The organism is Streptomyces sp. NPDC002888, from assembly GCF_042888465.1.
In the GTDB taxonomy this organism is placed as follows: Bacteria; Actinomycetota; Actinomycetes; order Streptomycetales; family Streptomycetaceae; genus Streptomyces.
This window is the reverse complement of record NZ_JBIAPU010000001.1, coordinates 430,304-455,371: the sequence shown is the minus strand read 5'-3', so window position 1 is coordinate 455,371 and position 25,068 is coordinate 430,304. Positions and strand designations below refer to the sequence as shown.

The window sequence follows — 25,068 nt, the reverse complement described above, 5'->3', positions numbered from 1 at the left end:
GGCGGGACGATGGGGTTGGGCAGCGGTGCACCGGACGGGATGCACGCCCCGGATGCGCCGGTCAGGCCATCGCGGGTTGCTGGACCTGCTCCGTCTGATGGGCCTGCTGGGCGGCGGCGAGGTCGAGGCGGCCGGGATGTGGGGTGGCGCGCGGGGCAGTGGTACGTACCCCGTCGTCGGGGCCGATCCGGCGGCGACGGCACGGCTCGCCGGGCGGAGCCAGGCACCACTCGCACCGGACGCTCAGGGCGTCGGGCTGCCCCAGGGCGACGGCCATTTCGCGGGCTGCTCGGGCGGGCCGGTAGGGCGCGAGGGCGGCTCGGGCCGCAGGCGGTATGCAGGAGCCGATCTCCCGCAGCCGCGCCTCCAGCTTCGGGTCGATCCCGCCGCGACCGCTGGTGATAGCCCGGGCCTGCGCGGGCTGCGCGGTGCCGGCGGCGACGGCGCGGCGGGTGCCGACCAGCTCGGCGGTCCAGGCGGCCTGGTCGTCCGGGTCGACGGACGGCGTGGGATCGGAGTGCCGCGCCAGGCGGTCGCGCCGGTAGCTCTCCCAGGGACGGGCCACGTCCGCAGGCAGGATCTGGTACGGCGAGGTGCGGATGTGCTGGCGGGCGGCGACGCAGGCGTCCCACCCGTGCGGAGTGGCCATCGGCACATCTCCGAGCAGCTCGTGCCACTGGGCGAGCTGGTCGCGGGCCTCGCCCTGGTCGGTTCGGATGGTGCGGGGGTCGAGTCGGCCGATGTAGGCCAGCAGGGCGGCGATTTCGCGGCGGTCCACGGTCAGCCCTCCGTTCCGGTCGGCTCGTCGAGGGCGGCGAGAAGGGCGGCGGTGTGGGCCTCGGCCCGCGTCATGCCGCCCGGCACGGCGGGGCCCTTGCCGGGCACGGCGTAGAGGTTCGGGCGACCTGGGGCGTGCTCTCGGGCAACCCAGGAGCGCCAGTCGGCAGCCCAGGCATCCGCCGGTCTCGGCTTGAAGGCGGCCCGGTGGGCACGCCACTTCGCGTCGGCAGCTTGCAGACCCTGCTCGCCGAGGCGGTCGAAGTGTCCCTGCTGGCGGGTCCAGGTGTGGGTGGCTGGGTCGACCTGCCACTCGGCAGCCGAGATGACGCCAGCACCACCACTGCTGTACCTACGGTTCAAATCCGGTTCACTACGGTTCTGTGTGCCGGTTTCCGGTACATCGCTGTGCCGGTTTCCGGTACGTCGAGGTGCCGGTTTCCGTCGGGACCTGCCGGGTTCCGGTACTGCCGGTTTCCGGACCCTCGCGGCGGATTCCGGCACCTCACGAGGGCGGATTCCGCACCGTCGCAGGGCCGAGATCCGGAGCGTCAGCGTGGCCTCGGCCGCCTGGTCGGCATTCTCGTCCTCCGCGGTCTCTGCCACGGCCTTGGCGGCGAGGGGGAGGCGATAGACGGTGCTGCGCTGCGGGCCGGTGAAGTCGTCGAGCTGCTCCAGCTCACCGGCGTGGACCAGGCGGTCGATGGCCTCGCGCACTGTGGAGACGGAAGCGCGCGTGCGCTTGGCCAGGCTGGACAGCGAGGCCCAGGAGACGCACTGCTCGTCGGCGACCCGGTCGGCGATCGACAGCAGGACCAGACGCGCGGTCCCCCGGCTGGAGCTGTGCTCCCACACCCACTCGCGGGCTTCACTGCTCATCGGCCGCTCCCGCTCACGAGGCAGGACCGGCGGCTTTCCGAGGCCGTGATGGCGTGCTCCGGGCCGGGGCGGTAAGGCGCCGAGACGAAGGTGGCTGCCGCGCAGGCCAGGCAGTTCGGCCTTTTGCGCAGGGCAGGAGGCATGCAAGAATCCCCTTTGCAGTGTTGCCACGCTGAAGCGACCCGTGGAAGGGATCAGCGTGGTGATGGTGGGCAATCTCCGCCCTTGCCGGGGCGGTTTGTGCCGTTGAGCGTTCGGCGTCCGGGAGTTCGCACCTCTCGGACGCCGTCGCTGTCATGCGGGCCTACGAGGCCCGGAGTGAGCGCATGCGCTTCTCCTCGTTCGTCGTGCGGGCCGGCTGCCCGGCGGACGACGAACATACGCACGACCCTGCGTCAAGATCCAGACTTGGTTCTTAAACTCTGTAGAAGTCGCGCGGCCGAGCGCGACGCGGGGCGGGTCCTCATGAGCGGTCCTCGGGCCTAGGGGTATGGCGAGCCGCAGGGAGCGATGCGCTCTGCCGCCTCCTCCGACGTTGCAACACTTTGGTGTTGCCGTGGCTGGAACATACGCCAAAGTGATCCCCGCCTGTCAACACCGTAGTGTTCCGTCTCGCGGGTTGGTCTCACATCAACACTGGAGTATCGTCAGGTCTTCAGGGCGTAGATGGGAGGAGCCGGGTGATGGTCGAGTCCAGCGGATCGGCGGAGGTGCCCTCGGGGCCGTCCGGCGGTCGGCAGCTGAGCCTCGCCGACAAGCTGAACCACCTCTTCGAAACGGTGAAGAACCCGGCGACGGGCAAGAGGTACACCAACGCGGAGGTGTCTCGCGCGATCCGCGAGGCCGGCGAGGCGGACGGCCTCACTGTCTCGGAGAGCGCCATTTCGCAGCTACGCTCCGGAGCCAAGCCGAACCCGACCGTGAATACCGTCGAAGCGCTGGCGCGCCACTTCAATGTCACGCCCCAATACTTCTTCCCTGACTTCGACGCCGAGGAGTCCGAGAAGATCCGGGCCTCTATGGAGCTGATCGCGGCAGTGGGGGACAGCAGGGTGCGAGGGCTCGCGATGCGAGCCAATGGACTCTCGGCCGACAGCCTCAAAATGATCACGACGGTAATTGAACAGGCGCGTCGACTAGAGGGCCTTGATAAGCCTGATAATCCCTCAGTAACGTGACCTCCCTCACCCGCTATCCCGTTTTGACGGATATGCCTTCAAGATCCTCTTGGTCGCTCGGCGGGGCTGTGTAAAGCTCCGCTTGGCCGCGGGGAATTCTCGTGTGCCGGTGAGTAAGAGTCGAGTAAGAACTGCGTACTGCGCTTGCTCGGGGATCACAGCAAGGATCTCGTTCATGTTCAATCGGCGCTATGCGCGAAAAGAAGCGCAGCTGAGGCGACGGTGCGAGGAGCAACTGCGGGGAATCGAAATATCCGACCCCTACGCGGTGGATGAAGTATGCCGCCAGCTGGCGGTCAGACGTGGGCGCCCGCTGCACCTCCACGAACTGCCCGACCTGGGGGGCGTCAACGCCCCGTGCGGCCTCATGATCTCATTCGACAGCGGAGATCACATATTTCATGTGACGGCGACAAGTGAGCGGCACCGCGCGCAAATAGTCCGCCACGAATTGGCGCACCTACTCCTCGGGCACGCGAGCGAGAACACGAGCGTCGTGGAGTCGCTCCTGTCGATCATGCCGCAGGGCGTCGACCCCTCGGCCGTGCTCACAGCGCTCGGACGGACCAGCTACGACAGCGAGACCGAGTACGACGCCGAGATGGCTGCCTCGTCCCTCGGCGAGCTGTTCGAGGAACTGGCCCACTCCGGCCGAGAACCAGGGCGGCCAGGCGCCATGACGCGTCTTGACGACGCCCTCGTCCATCCCCGGAGGAACCGCCGCTCATGAACACCCCGACCCTCGTCGCCGGCTCCCTGTGGCTCGTGACTCTGTGGCGTCTGCCGGCCATCCGTCACTCCCACAAGCAGCGGAGCCTCGCGCTCACGTTCGCGGCCCTGGCCGCGGCCATGACCTTCGAGGTGCCCGCCGTCAAAGCCGCCATCAGCGACAACGCCGGCGTCACCAGCCTTACTCCGCTGCTGAAGCACCTGCTCGGCGTTACCTCCGCGGCCTTCCTCCTGGACTTCATCGTCGCCGTCGTCCGTCCGCAGGGCCTGGCCCGCCGCACCAGGCTGGCAGCGATCGCAGCCACGCTTCCCCTCATGGTCCTCTTCTATGCGCTGGCCAACTGGATGCCAGGTGGGCCAGTACGGGTCGGCGACGGCGAGCGCGCCATCTATCCGGTTCTCTACACGGCGGTCTTCACGCTGTACATCGGCATCGCCATGTTCGTCGCCACCTGGCTTTTCCTCAGCGGCGTCCGGCACAGCCGCACCCTCCTGGGCAGGGCCGGCCTCGGCCTCATGGGACTCGGCACGCTGCTCGGCAGCCTCTATGCCCTGCAGCGCGTCGGCTTCGTCACGCTGGACCTCACCACCGGAGTCCGGTATCCCACGCTGGAGTACCAGATCTCCACTGCACTCAAGCAGTTGGCGATTCTGTCGATCGCGCTCGGCAGCTGCCTGCCACCGCTCTCCGTGGCCGTGGAGTACGTCAGATCCTGGATCATGCTCAGACGGCTCCAGCCTTTGTGGAAGCGCCTGACAGACGCCGCTCCCCACGTGGTGCTCTCCACATCGGTTCCAAAGCAGCGTGTCGGCTTCCGACTTGAACGATGCGTCATCGAAATCGAGGACGCATGCCTGGCACTACGTGAATACGTGTCAGCAGATGTCCGCGAGCGGGCTCGCGCCCTCGGCTTCCAAAAAGGCGTAAGCGAGCAGGAAGTTGATGCTGTGGCAGAAGCCGCCTGGCTGCGCGTGGCCGCTAGCGCCGCTCGAACAGGAAACCAACTTGAAGATGTTGAGTACCCGCCCCTCGGTGTCACTGGAAGGGACCGGCCGAGTGAACTCGCGTGGCTCCACGCGGTATCCCGCGCCTACGTTTCTTCACCCGTCGTAACAGAATTCACCCGCCAGGAAGTCGCGCTTGCGCCCTTGCCGACAGGCGGACCGGAAAAGGACTCCTCCCATGACAACTGACGTGCACCCCGCGGAGTCCAAACTGGCGCGCCGCATCACCGACTGGCTTGAGCCGAAGAACTGGATTATCGCCGTCACTCTCCTGATCGGCTGGCACACGGCGCAATGGATTGGCGTCGCCTGGGGAGCGGTCGGCGCACTCTTCGCCGCCATCATTCCCATCACCTTCATCAAGTACGGCATTCGGAAGGGCCACTGGGGCGATCGACACGTCGGGGCCAAGCCTGCACGGCTGGTCGTCATGGCCGTCATCCTGCTCTCCGTGGCCACCGGAATCCTTCTCATGGCCGCCGCAGGCGCCCCGCGGACGATGACCGCCCTCATCGTGTCGATGCTGGTCACCCTGGCGATCCTCGCCGTGATCACGTTCGTCTGGAAGATCTCCGTGCACCAGGCCGTCTCGGCAGGTGCCTGCGCGATGCTCGTACAGACCTACGGTGCGTGGATGGCCCTCGGGTTCCTCCTGGTCGTCATCGTCGGATGGTCCCGGGTCGAGCTGCGGGACCACACACGCAACCAGGTCATCGCCGGCACAATCCTCGGCACCATCGTGGCCGCGGCCGTGTTCCAACTGGCACGCTGATCAGCCTGCCGTCGGCCTGACGGCGGGCGATCGGCGCCCGCTACTCTCGGCGCTGTGACCCAGCAACCGCTTCCCGGAGACCCCTGCCGCACTGTGGCCTGCTGGTGTACTGGCGCTGGACGGTGACGGTATGGCTGCCCTTCTTCAGGTCGCCGGTCTCGTCCACGACCAGCACCGCGGCATCGTCGTGGAGATGCTCGAGACGTATTCACGCACGTCATCGCGGACGGCGTTCGGCGTCCCAGACGGCCCGGCACAGCAGATAGCTGCATGCCATGCGGGCCGGCCTCCCCGGCCCACTCCACGCTGGTCCAGGCCCAGCACCATCTGCCCGGCCCGGAGGCGGGGTTCGGCCCGGGGGAACCGGCCCGCAATCCGTCCCATGGCCACTCGAACACCTCCCGCCATCGGGCGGGATCTATGCTGTGGCCTGCGGCCACCGTCTCATCGTCAGTCCACACAACTCACGATGATCACGGTGGCCGCACCCGTCTCTGCACCGGTCCCGGACCAAGTGCCCGGCCAAGAAAGCAGCTCATGATCGCCACTGTCCTTGCCGTCATCGGGACGCTCCTGGGATCGATTGTCACCGGCACGTTCCAACACCTGGCGGCTGGCCGCGCCGAGCGCGCGGCCGCCGCTGAGCAGTTGCGCCGCGACCGGCTCGACGCGGTGACCACACTCGCCTCCGCCGACTCCGACCACCGACGGGCCTTGTGGATGCGTGGGGAGGCTCGGCTGCGCGGCGTCAGTGACGTTGAGCTGGAAGAACTACGAGCCAGGTCTCACATCACCCGCTCCGCCATCACCTGCCCCCTGGTTGCGCTGCGGCTCCTCGTGCCCGACCCGGCTGTCCACGCCACCGCACAGGCGATGGTTGTCGCCACCTACAACATGGTCGATGCCGCCACGAGCATCGAGGAACTCACCGCAGCGCAGGACGCTGCACGGGCGGCACACGACCGCTTCGTCGACGCTGCAGCTGCGTACTTCAGCGCCATCATCTGACAGGGCCGATGCCCCATGGCCTGAGGCGAGTCGCCCTATGCCGACGGCAGTCAGACACCAAGATCACGATCTACCACTGGAGTATTGGTCGCGACTCCGTGATCTGGTACGGCGAATCTTCTCGCCTGGGGAGGCGACACCCCAGAGGGCGACGGGCCCGGCGAGTGCTCGACTCAGCGGCAACAGCGTCGCCTTGTTCCGCTGCCCATCAGGACGCTCTCCCCGCCGTGGGTGAAGCTGGACTGCGTGGGCCGCCGCGACGGCGTCCTTGGCGATCACCGCGTGCTGCCGAGCCCAGGACCGGTCGGACAGCACCGTGACCGTAGTCAGGGGAAGACGACCTCTTGGGCTGAGAGGAACGGTGGCCTGGCTCGCTGTTGGTCCGGCCATCGGGTCCGATGACCTCGCCCGTGTCCTCACCGCCGCCGGCCGGCCTGAGGAAGCCCAGCCCCTCGCCGCCCAGGTCCCTCCCACCGCGGTGCGCGTCTTCGGCGACGCCACACACCCGGCATGACCTGCGCCTTCCACCATGCCCGCGCGCCCCTCGCGACCAGTGGCGGAGGGTGCCTGGGTCCCTTGCCTTGTCCAAAGTCCCGAACGAGGTCAATCTGTACACGATGAACCACGACCTCGCCGCTGAGATCCACCGCCGCGCCGAACAAGACCAAGCTGCACGGTGCGTCGCGGCCAATACTCGTGACGGACGCGAGATGTGCCGGATCGACGCCGAAAACACCGCCTGGCTCAAGCAGGTAATCGCCGAACACGGCTGGCCAGGTGTCGCGTTAGTGGGCGCGCAGGGAGCCGAGGAGGCGTGGCTTCTTGCCCAACACGCCGACCTCGCTCCCACCTTCCAGCGCCAGGCGCTCGAACTCCTGAAGGCTGCGGTCGCGGCCGGAGACGCCTCTCCACGCCAGCTCGCCTACCTCACCGACCGGGTCCTGGTCGCAGCTGGCGAACCCCAGGTGTACGGAACGCAATACACCGACGACCCAGACGGCTCGAACCTGCGCTTGCAGCCCGTTGCCGACCCTGACCGGCTCGATGAACGCCGCGCCGCGATGGGCCTGGAACCAGCGGCGGACTATGACCAACGCATGCGCGGTCACTGACCGCCCCCGGGAAGTTGGGCGCAGGAGACCATGGTGAAGTAGTGCGGTGTCAGCGTGCGTTTGACCGTCAGCAAGCGAGCGGCGAAGTCTCGCAGCCGCTCGTGGACGCGGCGGCGAGGGCGTCAGCTGTGTTCTCGTCGATGAATACGTGCTCGCCTGTGGTGTCGGTGAAGGAACGCCTCCGGGGACCCGGGGGTTACGGGTGGCGTAGGAGTACACCGTCCCCCGGGGCACCTCGTCGGCCGTAGCGCTGAGACGCAGCATGGCCGCTTCGACAGCGGCCGACGGGACCGGGTGCCGGTGTGGCGGGCGAGGGAAGCGGTAATCATGCCAGGTTCCGTAGCGCCACCCGGGCGGGGGCGGCGTGCCGGGAGAGGCGCTCGGCTCGGGTACGCAGCCAGGTGGTGTCGGCTGCGACGTTGGGCCTCGGGCAGGGCCCTCATTACCGCGTCGGCACCAAACGGGTCGAGCGCGGCCGTGGTCGAGTCAAGGTCGCGGGTGAGCGTCATAGGTCCTCTCTCTGCTCCCGTGGCCGGCTCCCGTGCACGGTCATTCGATGAGATGGTCGTCCCGGTAGGACCACACGCGGCCAGCGCTCAGGGTGTCGAGGTAGTCGATGTCCGCATCAGGTGTCCCGGCTGGGGTCACTGCGTCGTGCTCGGGATACCGAGGACGTCGTACAGGTGCTGGCCGTGGGCCCATTTCTTCAGTTCGGGACGGCCCATGAGGATGAGGTCGTGGTGCGCGGCGAAGTCGATCGCAGGCTGAGTGAAGCCGTTGAGGCCGATCATGATCGGTACATCGGCGCCGTGGTGGAGGCGTGCCGTGCCGTTGAACTTCTGCACGTGCCCCGAGCCGACGGGGTTCTGGTACTGCTTGCATTGCAAGATCAGGAGCCGATCGTCGTGGTCGCGGGCGGTGACGTCCACGCCGAGGTCTCCGGCGCCTCCCACCCGCCGTGTCCTGCGGAAGCCGTCACGGGCTAGGAGATCGGCGCACGCCTGCTCGAAGCCCGTCGCGGTCATCGCGGCGAGTTGCTTCATCTTGAAGGTCAACACATCCGGATCCACGGCTTCGCCCGGTGCGGCGGTGGACGCGTAGTCCTCGCCGTCACCGACGTAGGCGTACGTGCCGGCGCCGAACCGGAACGACAGCAGCCTCGTAACGAGGGTGAGTGTGGCCAGTGTGCCGACGGCGATGAAGCCGGTCCACCAGGGGTGATCAGCTATCAGCCCCCACAGGTCCACGGTGATCCACCGGCTGACGTCGTCCGTGAGCCACTCCCACACCATCTTGCCGATGGCCAGCGCAAGGACGGCGTACAACAGAAACTTCAGCAGCGGGTCGAGTGACCCGTCTTCATCGAACACAACACCTCCAAGACGTTGACGATGAGGGGCGTGTCAGGCGGCGCGCCTGAACCGGGCACGGCGGGAGCGTGCGGACAGCCCGAGGAGCTCGTGCAGCGCGGTGCCGGTCTCCGCCCAGCGCCGGAGTCTGTTCCGGTCGACCCAGTGGACGCTGTGCCGGTCGCCCCAGGCCATGGCGTCTCGGGTGAAGGTGCCGTTGGTGACGACGACGGCGTGGTCGGCGCGGTGGGCCGGGCCGGCCGTCCCTTTCACCGCGTACATGACTGAGGACCCCACTTTCCCGCCGACGCGGGTGTGCTTGGCCTGGACGACGATCCGGCCAAGGTGCGAGTGGTCACTGATGACGTCAGCGGCCTGATCGCCGCTGCCGCCTACGCGGCGTGCCGACCATCCGTCGCGGACCAACAGGTCCCGCAACGCGTGCTCGAACTGCCGGTCGTCCATGGCGTCGAACTCGGCCAGGGTGAGCCGCAGCGTGGCCAGCCGCTCGGCGGCACGCCGTCTACCGTGCACCGTGCGCGCGATCCGCCAGGCCCCGACGGCCCCCGCCAGCAGAACCAGGGCCAAGAGGAACGGCCAGGCGTCCTTGAGCGCTCCGACCGCCGCGGCGGCCATTTGGAACGTCAGGACCAGGGCGGCCAGTGCCACGACAGTGGCCGAGAGGACCTCGGGCGCGCCGCGCGGGCGGCGAATGCATAACTGCTTTCGCCCCATCAGCGGGCGGCCGGAGTGGAGACGGCCGGCTGCGGTTGAGCGGGCGGCGTCGTGGAACTCGCCTCGCCGAACCCGAACACCTGCCCCCATAACCAGATGCCGGCCGCAAGGCCGGCGATCATCCAGCCGCTCATCCGCTTCCCGCTGCCCGGCTTCGGATTGCGGCGAATGTGGCCGCGTACGTAGTGGAAGCCGTTCGGCGCCTTCGACATGGTGTCCCCTCCCGTATGCGAGCCGCGGTCGCGGCCTGTCCCTCGAAAATGGTGTAGCAGCGGGCACTGACAGAAACTGATGGATCATGACGAGAGCGAGCCGGGGCAGGCCGTCATCAAGCCAGGCGCGCCACTCCGAGCTGTCAGCCCACCAGGATGGAAGCCTGGGCTGCTGACCTCGGCGGATGAACCTGCCGACTCCTGAGCGGTCAGGAAAGTCCCGCCCCGCCGAAGCGCTTCGAGGTTCACGACAGGGTGTCTCTCACCTGCGAAGAACCGCCGCGGTCACCACCGGCGGTCCCGCGATGGTGAATGGCGAAATGCCGCAGGAGCGCACTCGTTGCTGTTCTGCGCCGGGGTCGCCCCCGGCCTGGGTTCTTCGCGGCCTTCTTTATCGCGCCGTCCTCTCAACGGCACCCAACGGAGCGGGGCTTGCTGGACTCGGTCTACTGAGATGACAGGGGCGGACGGGTCAGCCACATCTTGATCAGCACGCCGGGCATCTGACCGGCTCGTAGGGCGCGATGGCCGCACTGATCACGTCAGCGAGCTCATCGACGGTCTGCACAGTGTGCCGGGGCGGGGTGATCCAGATCCGCGGCTCGGCGTCCGGCCCGCCCTGGTTGGGGATCAGTTGCGCGTACAGGTGCTGTGTCCGCCGGGGCCCTGCCCTTTGCCCCACGTTGCTTTCTCTGTCAAGTTCAGTGTGTTGAGCTGAGGTGTTCCTCTCCAGCGGCCGGCCGTGCGACGGCGCGCTGGACGTGTTGAAGGATGTTGACGGAGCCCGCGAGCGACGGCATGATGACCGACTGCGTGGCCTACGCCGAACCTCCCGCGACCGTCCCCAGCGCGGTCTCCCATCGGAGGCAAAGGGACCAGCGTCTCAGGTCGTTGTTGCAGCCCGATCGCCTCGGGCGAGGTTGCTGGGGAGCCGTCGCTCAAGGCGTGGAAGGCCGCGATGACAGCCCGTAGGAACTTCAAACGACAGGTGCGTGCCCGCGCCGCCAAGACCGGCGAGTCCTACACGTCCGCCCTGCGGCACTTCCGTCCGACTCCATCAGGAGACGTCATGTCGGAAGCAAGGAATCCCAAGAGCGTGCGGCTCGCCGTAGCGCAGACCCCCGTACGCGAAGACCCCCGAGACGTAGAAGCGCTGCGCGAAAGTGGGCGTGCGGTCCGTGCTCTGATGCGCGAGGCCAGTGCTCAGGGAGCGAGGATCGTGCACTTTCCGGAAGGAGCGATCTGCTTTCCCAGCAAGCTTGTCATGTCCGTCGACGGCCCCGACATGGTCGGCCCGGCGGACTGGGACCGGTGCCAGTGGCCCGTGCTCCAATCGGAGTTGGCTGCAATCGCCGAGCTGGCCCGCGAGTTGCGGTTGTGGACGGTGATCCCGTCGGTGCACCGCTTGAGCGGCCCGAACCGTCCGCACAACAGCCTCTATGTCATCTCCGATCGCGGGGAGGTCGTCACGCGTTATGACGAGCGCCTGATGTCGAAGACGAAGGTCTCGTACATGTACTCGCCTGGCGTCTCACCGGTGACCTTCGAGGTCGACGGTGTGCGCTTCGGCTGCCTGCTCGGCATGGAGATCCACTACCCGGAGTTGTTCGCAGAATACGAGAAGCTGGATGTCGACTGCGTCCTGTTCTCCACCAGCGGCACCCCGGGTAACACCGCCGCCCAAGCCCAAGGCCACGCCGCGGTGAACAGCTACTGGGTCAGCCTGTCAGGGCCGACACAGCAGAGCGCCACCGCACCGTCCGGAATCGTCGCTCCCAACGGCGACTGGCTTGCGCGGTGCCCCGCGGACGACTCGCCATCGGTAGCCGTCGTGAACCTCGACGACAGTGCCGAGGCCGCCACATGGGCACTGACCTACGCGCGTCCCTGGCGTCGTGAGGCGCGCGCGGGCGTCTACACCGGCCACCAAGTGATCGACCCGCGCAGCGAAGACCGGACAGCAGCCTTCTAGCCCAGAAGCAGAATCCGAGGTGTTCGCGGCGCACGAGATGGCTCCCGGCGCCGCGAACACCTCGGTGAGAGCACACCGTCCGCGCCGTACCCGAGTAACCCGACCTGCGCCCAACGGCGAAAGGCCCGCGGTGTCAGGCAACGGACATCGCTCAACGGACCTCGCTGCTCCGGGCGTTCCTCGTCCGAGCAGCCGGGATCAGGACCCGCTCGCCGTTCCTACCGAGGGCCGCCCTCGTGCTCACGGATCAGCGCGGCCGGCCCACGGTTCCGCCGCGCCCCACCAACCCGACGTGGATTCCGCAGGGATTGGGTCCGCCAGTTCTCGAAGTCCCACAGATCGTCGGCCGTGGCTTAGCTCCGCGCCTTCCCGCCACAGGAAGTCGAAGAACAGGCACTCGATCCCCTGCCACCCGGCGATCCTTCGGCGCTCAGTACGTACGCCGACCTGGCACGCATCCGCTCTTGCTCGATCCGCTTCAACACGTCGATCCAACAGGGAAGATGGGGTACTTCTCCCAGCCCGGCAGCCAGAACGGGTGCGGGCCGCCTCACGTCAGATCCGGCTGGCCGGTGGGTCTGTACGGTCTTCGGTGTAACTCCCGATCATGGAAGTAGCACCTGATGAGCGACGTGACTGTCTCTGCTGAGGCGGTTGAAGAGGTCCGGCCGGCCGAGTTGTCGGCGGACCTGCTGGATGACCAGTTGATCGGGCAGCTGGTCGACCGGGCCCGCGCGAGCGGGCTGCAGCTGACCGGCGAGGGCGGGCTGCTGCATCAGCTGACCAAGCGCGTGCTGGAGTCCGCCCTCGAAGGCGAGATCACCGATCACCTCGGCTATGAGAAGCACGACCCGGCCGGTGCCGGCAGCGGCAACAGCCGCAACGGGGCCCGGTCCAAGACCGTGCTGACCGACGTCGGCCCGGTGGAGATCACGGTGCCGCGTGACCGCGACGGCAGCTTCGAGCCGCAGATCGTCAAGAAGCGGCAGAGGCGGCTGACCGGCGTCGACGAGATGGTCCTGTCGCTGTCCGCACGTGGTCTGACGCACGGCGACATCTCCGCCCACCTGGCCGAGGTCTATGGCGCGAGCGTGTCCAAGCAGACTATCTCGACCATCACCGACAAGGTCATGGACGGGATGGCCGAGTGGCAGAACCGGCCGCTGGATGCGGTCTATCCGGTGATCTTCATCGACTGTGTGCACGTGAAGGTGCGCGACGGGCAGGTGGCGAACCGGCCCGTCTACGTAGCACTCGCGGTCACGGTGGACGGCACACGGGACATCCTCGGCCTGTGGGCCGGCGACGGCGGCGAAGGAGCCAAGTACTGGCTCCAGGTCCTGACCGAGATCAAGAACCGTGGCGTCGAGGACGTGTGCATGGTTGTCTGCGACGGGCTCAAGGGCCTGCCCGACTCGATCTCGGCGGTCTGGCCCCAGGCGGTCACCCAGACGTGTGTCGTCCACTTGATCCGGGCGTCGTTCCGCTACGCGGGCCGCCAGGACTGGGACAAGATCTCCCGCGCGCTCAAGCCGGTCTACACGGCTCCGACCGCGAGCGCGGCGGAAGACCGGTTCCTGGAGTTCCAGGAGGAGTGGGGGGCCAAGTATCCGGCGATCGTGCGGCTTTGGGAGAACGCCTGGGCTGAGTTCGTGCCCTTCCTCCAGTTCGACACCGAGATACGCCGCATCGTCTGCACCACCAACGCGATCGAGTCGGTCAACGCTCGCATACGGAAAGCCGTCCGGGCCCGCGGGCATTTCCCGAACGAGGCCGCAGCCCTCAAGTGCGTCTACATGGCCGTCATGAGCCTCGACCCCACCGGTCAGGGACGCAAACGCTGGACCATGCGTTGGAAGCCCGCCCTGCAGGCTTTCGACATCGCCTTCGACGGCCGACTCTCCGTCGGCCGCCGCTAACTCACATCACCCGAGTTACACCGTTGGCTGGACAGACCCGGGCCGGTCGCGGCTTCGGAGGCCGTGTGTGTAGGACGGCCCGTAGACGATCGCCCAGAGTCCGTCGGAATGCTCGAGGACGTCCGTCGTCTACAGCAGGGCAGCATGATCCGCCGCTACATCGTCTGGTGGAACAACCACACCGCCGACGAACGACTACGCAAGGTCGTCGACAGGGCGAACGTTGCCTGAGGCGGCACTAGATCCGCCGCTGGGCTCGACGAGGCGTAGGCGGTCTTGGCGTCTCTCCCCGGGAGCCAGTCCGGTGAAGCCGAAGTGATCGCCAGATGTGGGGTCGGGCTAGCCTCTACCCTGATGCGGTGAGCCATTATTCGATGTCAGCCAAGGATGTAGTTGCGCTTGTGGAACGGCTCGACGCCCACGGCGTAGATGCGTGTGTTGGCGGCGGGTGGGGCGTGGATGCGCTGCTCGGGGAGCAGACGCGAGAACATTCAGACCTTGACGTATGGGCGCCGGCCGCCCATCTGGAGTCGTTGTTCGTCGCGTTCGCTGAGGCTGGTGTCGACCGGATCTTCCCGTGGCCTGGTGACAGGCCGTGGAACTTCGTCTTGCACGACGGTGTTCGGCTGCGGGTCGACTTGCACCTCTACGAGCCGCTCGCGGACGGATCGCTGCATTACGGATCCGTGGTGGAGGGCGGTCCTTTTCCGGCTGAGGCCCTCGCCGGACGTGGTTCGATTGCCGGAACTGCAGTGCGGTGCGAGTCGGCCGAGTGGGCGGTGCGCTGGCATACCGGCTATCCGGCTCGTGATGTCGATCGCCACGACGTGCCCTTGCTGTGCCAGCGGTTCGGGATCCCTCTGCCTGAGGGCTTCGAGCCGCTTGAGGAGCGTTCCCCAAGCGGCCCGGCGTAGACGCAGGTGACCCTTCTCGATCGGTGTCTCCTCGTGCCCGACGCTGGAAGCTCAGTCTTCTCAGTCTGAGGAGACGTCGGCAGGGTGCCGGGCCTCGCGTAGCAGGGCGAGGAACGGCAGCCAGGTGCAGGTCGCGCACCGCTGCCGGACTTGCGCAGGGGTGAACCATCCGGCAGGCCCGCACTCCGAGTCCCGGGGTGGGGCCACCGGCGGATCGGCGAGGCCGGTCTGCGCGGTGAACATCAGCGTGTACGACACTGGGAACGGGTACGGATAACTGTCCTGTGGCTTCTCGTGCAAGGTGAATCGTTGCCATCCGAGCAGCGTCAGTGTCTCGGAAGGTACGAGAAGCCCGGTCTCTTCGCTGATTTCTCTCGCTGCCGCACGCCGGGCGTCCTCGCCCGGGTCGATGTGGCCGCCGGGCACGTCCCAGCCCCGGCCGGGAAGGTTGACGTGCGTCAGCAGCAGGCGGCCTTGAGCTTCGGATACGAGGGCGAAGGCCGCGGTGGTCAGGTGCTGGGGCGGGGAGAAGTCTGCGGGGACCACCTCCATCAGATGCGGCACCGGGATCCATGGGGCGCTGCCGGTGGCGATGACCTCCTCCGTCATAGGTTCGCTCGCAGGGTGTCGACCAGCGTGGTCGTGGAGTACGGCGCAATCCGGTCGATCGCGTGTACGTGTGCCGCGACCTCGACGGCGGACGCCACTTCACTCGGGTACGCGGTGATGCTGGCGCGCGCGGTGGCGAAGACATCCGGGCGCAGGAGGCGGATCTGACGGTCGGCGGTGGGCTCGTCGTAGAGGAACACCCGGTCGACGCACCGCAGAGCACCCACGAGGACGGCGCGTTCGCGTTCGCCGACGATGGGCCTGCTCGGGCCTTTGAGGTCCCGGACCGACTGGTCGCTGTTCACCCCGACGACCAGGAGGTCACCCAGCCGGCTCGCCTCCTCCAGGAACGTCAGGTGTCCCGCGTGCAGGAGGTCGAAGCAGCCGGTGGCGAGCACGACGGTCCGGGCGGCGGGCCGGCTGCTGAGCCAGTCCCGGATGTCGTCGAGCGGCACCGGGCCGGTTCCGCCGTCGCGCGGCGCCGTCATCGCGCGGCGCCCATGAGCAGGTCCCGCGCCGGTGTCAGCTCCACCCACCGGCCGTCGTCGGCGGCCGAGGCATAGGCGCCGTCGATCACCAGGGAGGTCGTCAAGGACTCGGCCAGCAGCGGTGCCGCCTGTTCCGGGTGCCGTGTCTTGGTCAGGAAGTCGGCGAACATCGCGGCGAACCAGTCGGGGTGCCTGGGGTCGTCGAAGTTCGACCGCAGGGCCGCACGGTGCGGCCGGCCGCTCAGGCTGTACTGGACGTCGTCGTTCTCCACAGTGACCCAGCCGCCGCTGCCGATGATCGAGTAGTAGCTGTTGCGGTATCCCGCCGACCAGGTCACATCCAGTTCGATCTGGACATCGCCGTCGCACCGGATCATCAGCTTCGCGGTGTCCTCCGTGCCCGTGTGCCCGTCGTGGCGCAGGGAACCGGTCAGGCAGGACACGGCCAGCGGCGTGCGTCCGGTCAGGTGGGTCGCCAGGTACACGCTGTGGGGACCGTGGTCGCGGAGGATCCCGCCACCGGCGATGAGCGGATCGCGCCGCCAGTGCGGGTTCCACTCGGGGACGCCGACGGCGTGGCCCTGGCGCAGGGTGCGGAAGCGGGCACTGAGGACGTCGCCGAAGCCGGGGCTGCGGACGACCCGTTCCATCTCCGTCAGGATGGGCGCGAACTTGTAGTTGTGGCAGGGGTAGAAGACCTTGTCCGAGGCCGCGATCTGGTCGAGCATGCGGTCGTAGCGGCCCTCGTGCGGCATCAGCACCGGCTTTTCGCACAGCACGTGCAGACCGTCTCGCAGCCCGCGCTCGATGTACTCGGCATGGCTGTTGGGCGGCGTGCAGATGTCGACGAAGTCCGGGGCCTCGCGGTCGATCATCTCCTCGTAGGTGGCGTAGGCGCGCAGCCCAGCCCTTTGGGCGGCTGCCGCGCGTGCCGGGGTGGGGTCGACGGCGGCGATCACGTCGATGCCCGCGGTGTTGCGGTATCCGATGGCGTGACCGGTCGCGATGGTGCCATAGCCGATGAGGGCGCCCCTCATGATGTACCTCCGTCACAAAGCAGTTGGAGAAGCTGGTCGCGGTGTGCGGTGAGCTGGACGTCCGAGCGCACGCGGTAGGTGGGGCAACTGTTGACGGCAGCGTGCAGCTGCGCGCGCATCCGTACGTACTGGGTGGAGAAGGCCCGGTAGTCGCCGCCGTACAGGTCCAGCAGGTCCTCTTCGAGCCGGTAGACGTTGAGCCCGAAGGCGAACTGCTCGACGATGCCGGCCGCCTCGTCGGGGGGCAGTTGCTGCACGTCGTGTTCGCCGGGGGCGCGGAAGTCGGCGATCCATACGGCGCGCAGCGGCATCGCGGCGCCCGCGTGGTGGGGGAACGCGTCGTACGGGTCGACGAGGCGCTCGCTCGGGTCGAGGGCCGCCGTAGTCGCCGCCTGGTCCAGCCAGGGGCCGGGCCGCATCCGCATGGTGCTCGCGACTCCCTGGACGGCCCCGTCTGCGAGGACCACGTGTGAGTTGGTGATGTACGTCGCGCCGTTGCGGCACAGCCCGGTGACCAGGACGGACTTGCCGGCGCCACCGCGGCCGACGACCAGCGTCGCCCCGTCGCCGACGGCGAGGGCGGCTGCCTTGAGGAAGAGCCCACCCGTGGTGGCGGTGTGGCGAAGGAGCAGATACTTCACGATGTACGGCCAGACCAGCCGTTCCAGGTGGTCCCCCACGAGCACGATCCGGTTGCCCGAGGTGGACATGCGCACCGGGGGCCCGAAATGGTCGGTCACGTAGTAGCCGGAGGCGAAGTTGAGGGCGCGCGCCGTGGTGTCGGCGGGCAGGCCGGGATCGGCCTCCGACAGGCACCACAGTTCCACGTCGGGCACGGTGGCGACCGGCATCCGGGCGGCTCGGCTGAAGTAGCGCAGCGCGGGGAAGTCGGCCTGGTCGCTGGCGATGCGCAGGGTGAGCGGGCCGATACGGACGACCTGATCCGTGCGTAAGGACACGGACCGGAGTAAGGGCGGTTGCGTCATCGTCCTTCCTTTCCCAAGGCCGTGCAGGCCGACCGGAAGGTGCCGGGATCCTGCCGGGCGGTGTCCAGGACGTCGATGCGGTCCACCAGTGCGCGGATCGCCGCGTGCGGCGCGGTGACGGGCCCGGTGTCGTTGCCGGCGAGAAGCCCGGCGACCTCGGCGACGACGAACTGCCGTTCCGCCTCGTCCACCGCGTCGGCCACGGCCCCGAGCGCGTCGTCGAAGCAGCCGTGCCGTCGGCCCGCGATCAGGATCTCGGTGGTCTTGCGGTCGTAGTCGTCCGCGTCGGTGCGACCGGCGCAGCTCAGGTAGTGCTCGACACGGAAATTGACCAGGCCCGGATAGCGGGGCTGCCCGGTGACGGGGTCGAGGTCGGGTGATCGGACCTGCCAGATCTGTCGGTCGGTCCGGTTGTAGGTGCCCAGGTCCGGGTCGGTGACGCCGCGCCCGGCGAGCACCGCCGTCACCTCCGGGCGCGGCGGGAACGGCACCGGGCCCGGCGCGTTGACGTCCCAGGTGTCGGGGTCCAGGTAGCCGTGCAGGCATGTGCGGACCGCGTCTTCGGGGCACAGGACCCCGAGTTCCTCGACTCCGATCTGACCGCGGCAGTAGGCGCCCCGGTCCCCGTGCGATACGGGGGCTTCGCCCGGGGCCTGTGTCTTCTCGAAGTCGACGAGATGGTGCACGGGGCCGTGCACGAGGATGTTGCGGGGGCTCAAATCGCCCCAGAGGATTCCGCGGTCGAGCAGGGCGTCCATCAGATCCCGGTAGTCGCGCAGCAGCGACGCGTGCTCGCCCGGTGCCAGCAGCATCGACTCGGCGGTCTCACCGGAAACCCACTGCAAGATGGCGTAGACGTGCCCGGATGCGCCGTCCCGGATGGTCGCGAGCAGGGGTGCGAGCTGAAGGCGCCTGTCCCGGCCGAAGGTGACCGGGCCGGCCAGCCGGGAGGCGATGGCGCGATAGGCGAACTGTTCCTGGGCGAACCGGCCAGGTTTGGCCGGGTTGGCACGTTTGCTGATCACACGGGTGCCGTCGGGCAGACGCCACGACTTGACGAGGCCCTGGCGCAGACGCGCGTTCGGTCCGGGCACCTCGTGCTGGCTCTCCACGAAGTCCGAGAAACCCGTGCCGAAGTCGTCCAGCAGGGAACCGATCATGTCCCGATGCCCGGGATCAGGTACGTAGGCCCGGGTACGGTCGCCGGCCCCCGTCAGCACCTGTCCCAAGTCGCCCGTGAGGCTCACCTCCGCCGTGCCGGGGCGGGCGAAGCGGAGCCGCCCGATCTCGTGATGCAACCGGGCGCGCTCCCGAGCGCTCTGCGTGGACGCGAGGCGTTCACACAGCCCCACGACGGCGTCGGGCGAGTCCGGCCGCAGGTAGACCGCAACCAGGCGGCAGTCCCCGGTGACCTCACGCAGCCGGGCTGCCACCGTGGCGGCGCGCGCCGGCAGCTCCGCCAGCCGCGCACCGATCAGGGCCTGGATACTGGCTTCGACCCGCCCGGTCGTGTCCCAGGAGTATCCGGGAAGTTGAGCGGCGCGGATCACCGGACACCCGCCCGATCCGACGTCTGCCAGGTGGCGGGAAGCAGCACGGCCGACAGCAGCGCTCCGGACGCGTTCTGCTCGGCCACGCCGACCAGCAGCTTGCCGCCCGCACGGTCGACGCGGTAGCGCAGCCGGACGCGACGTCCCGAGAGCAGGTCGCAGGTGTCATGGCCGCCGACAGCGGTCAGCTGTCCATCGGCCAGGACCCACTCCGTGCCGATCGCTCCGAAGTCGACCCGGCCGCGTTCGGTCGCCGCGTCGGTTGATTCCGGCAGGCCGACCGTGATCGTCACTTCGTCGCCGTCGCGGCGGACCTCGACCGTCCAGGGCGGCGCCGGGCGGCCGGTGTCCAGTTCGATCCGGCTTCCGAGCAGGGGCTTCACGGTGGCGAGGTCGAACCAGTCGGGTAGGAGCAGCGCCTCCTCGTCGACCGGAAGCCGCGCCCAGAAGTCCCACCACAGGCAGCGGGGAAACGGTCCGGTGCCGGCCGGTACAGGTAGCGGATTCCTCCGGAGGAGCACGGTCGAGGCCCAGCCCGCCCAGCTCACCGCGTCCCCTGCGTCCAGCTCCGCGACCAACGCGAGGAACCTCTGCGTATCGAATGCCTCGTGCTGGACCAGGGCGTGCAGGTCGGCCAGCTCGGCCAACTTGACGTACGGCTTGGCGCGATGCGACAGCGACCACATGTTGGTGAAGTTCAAGAAGGCGTGGGCGCAGAGCACGATCGTCAGCAGGCAGGGGTCGGGAACACTGACCCGGCCCACCGTGACGGTGCCGCCGTCGACCAGCTGGCCGTGCCGGATCGGGTGCATCGAGGGAGCGCGGCGCGGCTGATACCAGGTCCCCCGCTCCGGGGGTGTGAGGTCCGCGTGCCGTACCGCGCCGTACCCGGGTACCGGAAGGTAGGCGTGCACGTCGATCTCGACGCCCGCACGGGTGAATTCGCCGAGTTCGTGGAGGAACGGTGCCCGGGTGCGCTCGTAGCCGAGCCGGGTCAACGTCTCGATCAGCGGCCCCCCGTCGGCACAGACCAGGTCGATGTCCCCGCACCGCAGCAGGTGCTTCTGGCTGGTGAGTAGCCCGGTCGCGATCCCCTTCACCACCACCGGCGGTGGCTGCTGCTCGCCGAGCGCTGTCACGATGCGATCGACCGCACGGATGTGTGCCTCGGCGAGCGCCAGGGTGTCGGCATGCATCGCCGCTACGGGCCCACCGAGCCGGTCACGCAGCCATTGCGGCCCGGTGGGAAGGCGCCGGGCCAGACGGCCGCTGAGCGCGTGCTGCCCGATCAGATCGAGCAGCACGCGGTCGTCGAAGTCCTGATCCTCCGGGGTGTCGTGTGCATCGGCAGCCCACCGCAGGACCTGCGTGAGGGCGCCCATCACAGCACCACGAACGCGGGGTACGGCGACTGCGGAAACCGCTGGACGCGGTGGCCGGTGAGGTCGATCGCGTTCTTCAGCGCGATGGTCTCGCCGGGGAAGTCCGGGTGCGTCAGCTCGTCGAAGGCCAGGACACTGCCAGCGGGCATGTGCGGGCGCAGCAGCTCCAGGCACGCGCGGGTCGGATCGTGCAGGTCCATGTCGAAGTAGGCGAGCGCCACGATCGTCTGTGGGTTGCGTTCCAGGTAGGCGGCCAGTTGCTCCGGAGCGTCGCCCTTGCACAGCTCGAACCGCTGGATGTGCGCCATCGGCGCTTCGGCCTCGTGCAGGCGCAGGACCTGTTCCAGGTAGTTCTCGTAGCCGGGCGTGACGCTCATGCTGCCCGCGAAGACCCGGTCGGAGTCGCCGTCCTGGGGGGCCGGGTCGAGGAAGCCGGTGAACGTGTCGAACCCGACGATCTTCCGGTACATGTTGGTCGGCTCGTGGCGGGCACGCAGCGCGTTGAACACGGACAGGTGGCGGCCCCAGCGGACACCGAACTCGACGATGATCCCGTGGACGCCGAGGATCTGCTGGTAGAGCTGTTCGAGAGTGAGGATCTCGTTGATGCGCTGCGGGCGCATGAAGACTTCGAGGTGGTCGAGCAGCGCGTCATCGGGGATCGGCCGTTCGGCGAACAGGCCCATGAGCCGGTTTCTGGTCGTCTGCTCCGTGTCGGAGGGCGCGATCAGCCGGGTTGTCGTCACTCGTGGTCTCCTCTAGTTTCGGCCGAACTCGTCGGCGAGTTGCGAAGGAATCTGTGCCGTCGTCGGCGGGCAACCGTCGACGGGCACGCTCGCGCCGGGACGAAGGGAGCCGCTTCGGCGTTGATCAGGCGGCTTGCGTTGCGAGCACCGGTTCGAGCGCGGACAGCGCCTGGTTGCAGCCGTGCAGTGCGAACTCGATGTCCTCGCCGGTGTGTGCGGCGGACAGGAACCACTGGTGGCTCGGATGCAGCAGAACCCCGTGCTGCGCCGCCTCGGCGGCGAAGGCCGTGCTCATCCGCTCGCGCATGACCGGATCGGCGTGGGTGAACTGAAGAAACGGCATCGGCGGGTACCCGACCACCCGGGCTGGCACACGATGCTGGTCGACGAGCGCCGACAGGCCGTCCTGGAAGGCGGAGCCGACCTTCCACATCCGCTCGAACGCGTCGGTGTCACGCAGGATCCGGATCGTGGCCAGTGCCGCGGCCATCGGTGCGGGGTCCGCGTAGAACGTCGACGAGATCCGGGTGCGGGCCAAGGTCGACAGCACGTCGGCCCGCCCGACGACGGCGGAGATCGGATGCCCGTTCGCCATGGCCTTGCTGAACGTGCTGACGTCCGCCTGGACGCCCAGGAGTCCCTGAGCACCGGACAGGCCCAGCCGGAACCCCGAACGCATCTCGTCGAGGACGAACAGCGCCCCGTGCTCGTGCGCGATGTCACGGATCTCCTGCAGGTGGCCCTCGGGAGCCGTCTCGTCGCCGAACGGCATCATCAGCACGCACGCCACCTGCCCGGGATGACGGGCGAACGCCTCACGCAGCGTACTGAGATCGCTGTACTCGAACAGCAGCGTGTCGGCGCGGGTCCCTTCCGAAATGCCCGCCGGAATACCTGCCGCCCAGTCGTGCCAGCCGTTGTAGCCCCAGCGGATCACCTTGTCGCGTCCGGTGAAGATCCGGGACAGCCGTACCGCCGTACTCGTCGCGTCGGACCCGGTCTTGAGCAGGTATGCCATCTCCGCGCCGGGCACCACCGAGGTCAGCAGGTCGGTGAGCTCGCTCTGGCGACGGCTCCACAGCGGAGCGATGCAGTTGCCGTTGCGCAGTTCAGCGAGCACCGCCTCGGTCACCCGTTCATCGGCGTGCCCGAGGACGACGGGCCCGTACCCGAGGGTGAAGTCGACGTACCGCCTCCCGTCCAGATCCCACAGGTAAGGCCCGGCAGCGCGACTGAAGTAGCGCGGGTAACGGGTCTGGCCGCTCGCGCACGGTCCGACCACGTCACCTCTGGTAGCAGCCCGCGCATCCGTACGAGCACTCTGGGCGTGCCATCGGTCGTCGAGCGCCATCCCCCCGCCCGTGGCGGTGAACCTCCGCCCAGGGCTGGGAGGGGAACTGCCCGTCGGCGGGGCCAGGGACTGCGCCAGGTGCGAAGAGGCCACGGCCTCGTCGGTGGCGGTCATTTCGTTTCCTCCCGGTGTGAAGCGCAGGGCGCAGCGATGCCGCTGACCCGGCCTATTCGGCGGTGCAGGACAAGGGGGGCGTGGGCAGGCTCATGGAGTGAGCGCCGGCGCCGGTATGGCATGGGGCTCCAGGCAGCGGATCCAGTCCGCTAAGCGGTCGACCCACCCGCCGGTGGCGACTCCGGCTCGGATCCGGTACATCGGGGTCCGGGCGATCAGGAGATCCGCCACCGTCCGGACAGGGACGGGATCGGGCTGCCAAGTCCAGCCGGGCAGCCCCCGGTCGGCGGCCGATCCTTAATCAGCCACTCGCCGATGATGGCGCGGGGTCTCGGCCGTTCCAGACCCTGAGCGTCCAGCCCGTACCCGTGGTGTCGAGCCCGCGACACTGCAGAGAATCGGTAGGTTGATCCACTTTTCTCCCCCTTGCTCCTCGTTCGGTGCACGACAGAGAACCGCAAACGGGGCCCGGGGAGTAGTCGTCCGCGCGGTTTACGGGGTGGACGGGGTGTACGCACGCAACTCGGTGTACATACACCAGGTTTCACCCGCGCCAGGTGCCACTCCGGATCGCCTCGCGCTAGCGTCGACAGACGCGTTGTGCGCCCGGAAGGAGTGCCGTGGTGGAGCCACAGCCGGTAGGTGCAGCAGCGCTTGCCGTCCTCCTGACGCAGCTCGGGATGAAACCCGAACAACTCGCCGCGCGAATCAACGAACTGCGTGCCCGTCGCGGGTTATCGCCGCTGCACCTCAAGAGCGCATACCCGTGGATCCGGCCGGTGCCAGTCCGCCCCGACAAGGCCAATCAGGCGGACGCACTCGCCGTCCTCAGCTTCCGAGCCAGACGCCGCGTAACAGCCCAGGAACTGGGCTGGGACGGGCCACGACGCCGCCAGCACAAACCTGTCCGCCCATACCTGGACACCCCCGGCGACGCCGCCTTGCCCGACCTGCTCCATGAGATCAGCAAGGGAGACCCCAACTCCATGGACCGCCGTACCCTCCTCAGCGGTGCCGCTGTCACAGCGCCCGGCCTGGCACTCCTCATGTCCGGCGGGGTTCTGAGAGCCGCACAAGGCGGCGACCGCCTCTCCCTCCGCTTGGTCGCCAGCATCGAAAACGGCGTCCAAGAGCTACGCGACCTGGACGACACCGAAGGCAGCTCCAGCAATCTCGACTGGGCGCACGGACTGTGGCAGAGCGTCGCCCGCGTCGTCATCAACGCCCGTTACCGCAATGGCGAGGCCGACCGCCTGCACACAGCCTTCATCGAGGTCTGTGAGCAGTACGGGTGGATGCTGTTCGACGCGGACCGCCACGCGCAGGCGCAACGCGTCTACCAGACCGGACTACGCCTGGCCCGCGAGGTCGGACCGGCCGGCCCCGCCCGCTTCGCGGCACACAACCTCCTGGCCTCGGCTGCCTACCAGGCATCCTGGATCGGGCAGCACCAGGAAGCCAAGACACTCCTCGACGTCGCCTCCCACGGCGATCTCCCACCCCGCGTGCGCGCGGTCATTGCCGACCGGGAAATCTTCGCCGCAGGACGCCGCGGCGACACCGACGCGCTCAGCAGCGCACGCGACCGGGGCCACGAGCTCCTCCAGGACGCCGGCACAGATGGGCCCTGGTGGTCACAGTGGCTCACTCCACACGCGCTCGATGCAGCGACCGGCCGCGCCTGGCTCGCCGCGCGCAAGCCAGAGGACGCAACGCCCTACCTCAAGCAGCGCTTGGCCATGACCGGCCCTGCCTACCCCCGCGACTACATGCTCGCGTCACTTGACCTGGCCGATACCTATCGCGTCTCGGGCGACGTCGACGCCTGCACCGCACTGGCCCTGCAGGCGGCCCACCTCACTGATGGCGTCGAATCGGCCCGTGCGCTGTCCAGGCTCCGAGAGGTGGCCGCCGCACTGCAACCGTACGAGGACCATCCAGGAGTCCGTGATCTCATGCACGTCGTGTAGAGGGCTCAAAATGCCACACCCGGACAGTTGCCCCTGTTAGGCGGGACGGCCGACCGCCGAGAAGGGCACCGAGCACCTGGTCCAGAGCCTGGCGTGGCTTCAGGAACGAGAACTGGCCCCACTCTCGCGCGGGTTTTGGCCCCACCTGGCGGCTCCGATGGGGTTGATCGGGAATGAGCATTGGCCCCACCCCAGACGTGGCTGGCCTGGTCTGGGGGTGGGGCCAGAACTCACTGGAACTGCCTCCCGCGAAACGGCGGTGGGGCCGGCGCTC

Annotated in this window: 23 protein-coding genes and 2 pseudogenes; 11 read left to right on the top strand and 14 right to left on the bottom strand. The window is 68.3% G+C overall.

Features of this window, described 5'->3' with window-relative positions:
* Nucleotides 1-61: 61 nt before the first annotated feature.
* Both ACFYWX_RS02005 and ACFYWX_RS02000 read right to left on the bottom strand, forming a co-directional pair.
* Complete coding sequence (locus ACFYWX_RS02005; protein ID WP_107446592.1) at nt 62-778, bottom strand: hypothetical protein; 717 nt, start codon at nt 776-778, stop codon at nt 62-64.
* Nucleotides 779-780: 2 nt separating this feature from the next.
* A complete protein-coding gene (locus ACFYWX_RS02000; protein ID WP_389422043.1) occupies nt 781-1,656 on the bottom strand; it encodes a helix-turn-helix domain-containing protein in 876 nt (291 codons plus the stop codon).
* Between the two features lie 683 nt (nt 1,657-2,339).
* Between ACFYWX_RS02000 and ACFYWX_RS01995 the strand changes: the two genes are divergently transcribed.
* From ACFYWX_RS01995 to ACFYWX_RS01980, 4 genes are all read left to right on the top strand, one after another.
* Nucleotides 2,340-2,834: a helix-turn-helix domain-containing protein gene (locus ACFYWX_RS01995; protein ID WP_389422042.1), complete on the top strand. Its 495-nt coding sequence runs from the start codon at nt 2,340-2,342 to the stop codon at nt 2,832-2,834.
* Nucleotides 2,835-3,237: 403 nt separating this feature from the next.
* Complete coding sequence (locus tag ACFYWX_RS01990) at nt 3,238-3,564, top strand: hypothetical protein (protein ID WP_260859550.1); 327 nt, start codon at nt 3,238-3,240, stop codon at nt 3,562-3,564.
* Nucleotides 3,561-4,757 carry an MAB_1171c family putative transporter gene (locus ACFYWX_RS01985; RefSeq protein ID WP_389422041.1) on the top strand — a complete coding sequence of 399 codons (1,197 nt, stop codon included), beginning with the start codon at nt 3,561-3,563 and terminating at the stop codon, nt 4,755-4,757. The genes ACFYWX_RS01990 and ACFYWX_RS01985 overlap by 4 nt, the downstream gene beginning before the upstream one ends.
* A complete protein-coding gene (locus ACFYWX_RS01980) occupies nt 4,747-5,340 on the top strand; it encodes a hypothetical protein (RefSeq protein WP_254076161.1) in 594 nt (197 codons plus the stop codon). Before ACFYWX_RS01985 ends, ACFYWX_RS01980 begins: the two co-directional genes overlap by 11 nt.
* 103 nt (nt 5,341-5,443) lie before the next feature.
* Here the strand turns inward: ACFYWX_RS01980 and ACFYWX_RS01975 are convergent.
* Nucleotides 5,444-5,724: pseudogene (locus ACFYWX_RS01975) on the bottom strand (transposase); the annotation flags it as partial.
* A gap of 153 nt (nt 5,725-5,877) precedes the next feature.
* Here ACFYWX_RS01975 and ACFYWX_RS01970 point away from each other — a divergent pair.
* Both ACFYWX_RS01970 and ACFYWX_RS01965 read left to right on the top strand, forming a co-directional pair.
* Nucleotides 5,878-6,348 carry a hypothetical protein gene (locus ACFYWX_RS01970; protein ID WP_107446598.1) on the top strand — a complete coding sequence of 157 codons (471 nt, stop codon included), beginning with the start codon at nt 5,878-5,880 and terminating at the stop codon, nt 6,346-6,348.
* A 617-nt stretch (nt 6,349-6,965) separates the two neighbouring features.
* A complete protein-coding gene (locus ACFYWX_RS01965; protein ID WP_107446599.1) occupies nt 6,966-7,460 on the top strand; it encodes a DUF6624 domain-containing protein in 495 nt (164 codons plus the stop codon).
* A gap of 644 nt (nt 7,461-8,104) precedes the next feature.
* On the opposite strand, the gene ACFYWX_RS01960 is transcribed toward ACFYWX_RS01965, so the two are convergent.
* Genes ACFYWX_RS01960 through ACFYWX_RS01950 form a run of 3 tightly spaced genes read right to left on the bottom strand, consistent with a single transcriptional unit; the run spans nt 8,105 to nt 9,756 of the window.
* Nucleotides 8,105-8,830, bottom strand: a complete 726-nt coding sequence (locus ACFYWX_RS01960; RefSeq protein WP_107446601.1) for a restriction endonuclease — start codon at nt 8,828-8,830, stop codon at nt 8,105-8,107.
* A 33-nt stretch (nt 8,831-8,863) separates the two neighbouring features.
* Nucleotides 8,864-9,544 carry a restriction endonuclease gene (locus ACFYWX_RS01955; RefSeq protein ID WP_107446602.1) on the bottom strand — a complete coding sequence of 227 codons (681 nt, stop codon included), beginning with the start codon at nt 9,542-9,544 and terminating at the stop codon, nt 8,864-8,866.
* Complete coding sequence (locus tag ACFYWX_RS01950; protein WP_107446603.1) at nt 9,544-9,756, bottom strand: hypothetical protein; 213 nt, start codon at nt 9,754-9,756, stop codon at nt 9,544-9,546. The genes ACFYWX_RS01955 and ACFYWX_RS01950 overlap by 1 nt, the downstream gene beginning before the upstream one ends.
* Before the next feature lie 1,069 nt (nt 9,757-10,825).
* Between ACFYWX_RS01950 and ACFYWX_RS01945 the strand changes: the two genes are divergently transcribed.
* The 4 genes and pseudogenes from ACFYWX_RS01945 (at nt 10,826) to ACFYWX_RS01930 (ending at nt 14,561) form a co-directional block, all read left to right on the top strand.
* On the top strand, nt 10,826-11,728 hold the full coding sequence (locus ACFYWX_RS01945; RefSeq protein WP_389422040.1) for a carbon-nitrogen hydrolase family protein: 903 nt from the start codon (nt 10,826-10,828) through the stop codon (nt 11,726-11,728).
* Between the two features lie 632 nt (nt 11,729-12,360).
* Nucleotides 12,361-13,647, top strand: coding sequence for an IS256 family transposase (locus ACFYWX_RS01940; RefSeq protein WP_389422164.1), 1,287 nt, complete (start codon nt 12,361-12,363; stop codon nt 13,645-13,647).
* A 132-nt stretch (nt 13,648-13,779) separates the two neighbouring features.
* A pseudogene (locus tag ACFYWX_RS01935) lies at nt 13,780-13,878 on the top strand (transposase); the annotation flags it as partial.
* Nucleotides 13,879-14,006: 128 nt separating this feature from the next.
* Nucleotides 14,007-14,561 (top strand): nucleotidyltransferase domain-containing protein, encoded by a 555-nt coding sequence (locus ACFYWX_RS01930; RefSeq protein WP_240439549.1) that lies wholly within the window; start codon nt 14,007-14,009, stop codon nt 14,559-14,561.
* Nucleotides 14,562-14,621: 60 nt separating this feature from the next.
* Here the strand turns inward: ACFYWX_RS01930 and ACFYWX_RS01925 are convergent, their stop codons facing one another.
* The 8 genes from ACFYWX_RS01925 to ACFYWX_RS01890 all read right to left on the bottom strand — a co-directional run bounded on the left by ACFYWX_RS01925 (nt 14,622) and on the right by ACFYWX_RS01890 (nt 22,824).
* Nucleotides 14,622-15,170, bottom strand: coding sequence for an NUDIX hydrolase (locus ACFYWX_RS01925; RefSeq protein ID WP_107446606.1), 549 nt, complete (start codon nt 15,168-15,170; stop codon nt 14,622-14,624).
* Nucleotides 15,167-15,658, bottom strand: coding sequence for an adenylyltransferase/cytidyltransferase family protein (locus ACFYWX_RS01920; protein WP_389422039.1), 492 nt, complete (start codon nt 15,656-15,658; stop codon nt 15,167-15,169). The genes ACFYWX_RS01925 and ACFYWX_RS01920 overlap by 4 nt, the downstream gene beginning before the upstream one ends.
* Nucleotides 15,655-16,695 carry a Gfo/Idh/MocA family protein gene (locus ACFYWX_RS01915; RefSeq protein ID WP_389422038.1) on the bottom strand — a complete coding sequence of 347 codons (1,041 nt, stop codon included), beginning with the start codon at nt 16,693-16,695 and terminating at the stop codon, nt 15,655-15,657. The genes ACFYWX_RS01920 and ACFYWX_RS01915 overlap by 4 nt, the downstream gene beginning before the upstream one ends.
* Nucleotides 16,692-17,654, bottom strand: coding sequence for a hypothetical protein (locus ACFYWX_RS01910; RefSeq protein WP_389422037.1), 963 nt, complete (start codon nt 17,652-17,654; stop codon nt 16,692-16,694). The genes ACFYWX_RS01915 and ACFYWX_RS01910 overlap by 4 nt, the downstream gene beginning before the upstream one ends.
* A 23-nt stretch (nt 17,655-17,677) precedes the next feature.
* Nucleotides 17,678-19,231, bottom strand: a complete 1,554-nt coding sequence (locus ACFYWX_RS01905; RefSeq protein WP_107446610.1) for a hypothetical protein — start codon at nt 19,229-19,231, stop codon at nt 17,678-17,680.
* Entirely contained in the window at nt 19,228-20,613 is a 1,386-nt protein-coding gene (locus ACFYWX_RS01900) for a nucleotidyltransferase family protein (protein WP_389422036.1), read from the bottom strand. Before ACFYWX_RS01900 ends, ACFYWX_RS01905 begins: the two co-directional genes overlap by 4 nt.
* Nucleotides 20,613-21,359 (bottom strand): class I SAM-dependent methyltransferase, encoded by a 747-nt coding sequence (locus ACFYWX_RS01895; RefSeq protein WP_389422035.1) that lies wholly within the window; start codon nt 21,357-21,359, stop codon nt 20,613-20,615. The genes ACFYWX_RS01900 and ACFYWX_RS01895 overlap by 1 nt, the downstream gene beginning before the upstream one ends.
* 124 nt (nt 21,360-21,483) lie before the next feature.
* Complete coding sequence (locus tag ACFYWX_RS01890; protein ID WP_389422034.1) at nt 21,484-22,824, bottom strand: aspartate aminotransferase family protein; 1,341 nt, start codon at nt 22,822-22,824, stop codon at nt 21,484-21,486.
* A gap of 620 nt (nt 22,825-23,444) precedes the next feature.
* On the opposite strand from ACFYWX_RS01890, the gene ACFYWX_RS01885 reads away from it, so the two are divergent.
* Nucleotides 23,445-24,794: an XRE family transcriptional regulator gene (locus ACFYWX_RS01885; protein ID WP_389422033.1), complete on the top strand. Its 1,350-nt coding sequence runs from the start codon at nt 23,445-23,447 to the stop codon at nt 24,792-24,794.
* The last annotated feature ends 274 nt before the right edge of the window (nt 24,795-25,068 follow it).

Excerpts from the sequence above, each read along its gene's own strand:
- ACFYWX_RS01995 (WP_389422042.1), top strand. The coding sequence starts at position 2,340 with ATGGTCGAGTCCAGCGGATCGGCGGAGGTGCCCTCGGGGCCGTCCGGC.
- ACFYWX_RS02000 (WP_389422043.1), bottom strand. The coding sequence starts at position 1,656 with ATGAGCAGTGAAGCCCGCGAGTGGGTGTGGGAGCACAGCTCCAGCCGG.
- ACFYWX_RS01985 (WP_389422041.1), top strand. The coding sequence starts at position 3,561 with ATGAACACCCCGACCCTCGTCGCCGGCTCCCTGTGGCTCGTGACTCTG.
- ACFYWX_RS01915 (WP_389422038.1), bottom strand. The coding sequence starts at position 16,695 with ATGAGGGGCGCCCTCATCGGCTATGGCACCATCGCGACCGGTCACGCC.
- ACFYWX_RS01920 (WP_389422039.1), bottom strand. The coding sequence starts at position 15,658 with ATGACGGCGCCGCGCGACGGCGGAACCGGCCCGGTGCCGCTCGACGAC.
- ACFYWX_RS01980 (WP_254076161.1), top strand. The coding sequence starts at position 4,747 with ATGACAACTGACGTGCACCCCGCGGAGTCCAAACTGGCGCGCCGCATC.
- ACFYWX_RS01950 (WP_107446603.1), bottom strand. The coding sequence starts at position 9,756 with ATGTCGAAGGCGCCGAACGGCTTCCACTACGTACGCGGCCACATTCGC.
- ACFYWX_RS01965 (WP_107446599.1), top strand. The coding sequence starts at position 6,966 with ATGAACCACGACCTCGCCGCTGAGATCCACCGCCGCGCCGAACAAGAC.
- ACFYWX_RS01945 (WP_389422040.1), top strand. The coding sequence starts at position 10,826 with ATGTCGGAAGCAAGGAATCCCAAGAGCGTGCGGCTCGCCGTAGCGCAG.
- ACFYWX_RS01925 (WP_107446606.1), bottom strand. The coding sequence starts at position 15,170 with ATGACGGAGGAGGTCATCGCCACCGGCAGCGCCCCATGGATCCCGGTG.
- ACFYWX_RS01890 (WP_389422034.1), bottom strand. The coding sequence starts at position 22,824 with ATGACCGCCACCGACGAGGCCGTGGCCTCTTCGCACCTGGCGCAGTCC.
- ACFYWX_RS01970 (WP_107446598.1), top strand. The coding sequence starts at position 5,878 with ATGATCGCCACTGTCCTTGCCGTCATCGGGACGCTCCTGGGATCGATT.
- ACFYWX_RS01900 (WP_389422036.1), bottom strand. The coding sequence starts at position 20,613 with ATGGGCGCCCTCACGCAGGTCCTGCGGTGGGCTGCCGATGCACACGAC.
- ACFYWX_RS01955 (WP_107446602.1), bottom strand. The coding sequence starts at position 9,544 with ATGGGGCGAAAGCAGTTATGCATTCGCCGCCCGCGCGGCGCGCCCGAG.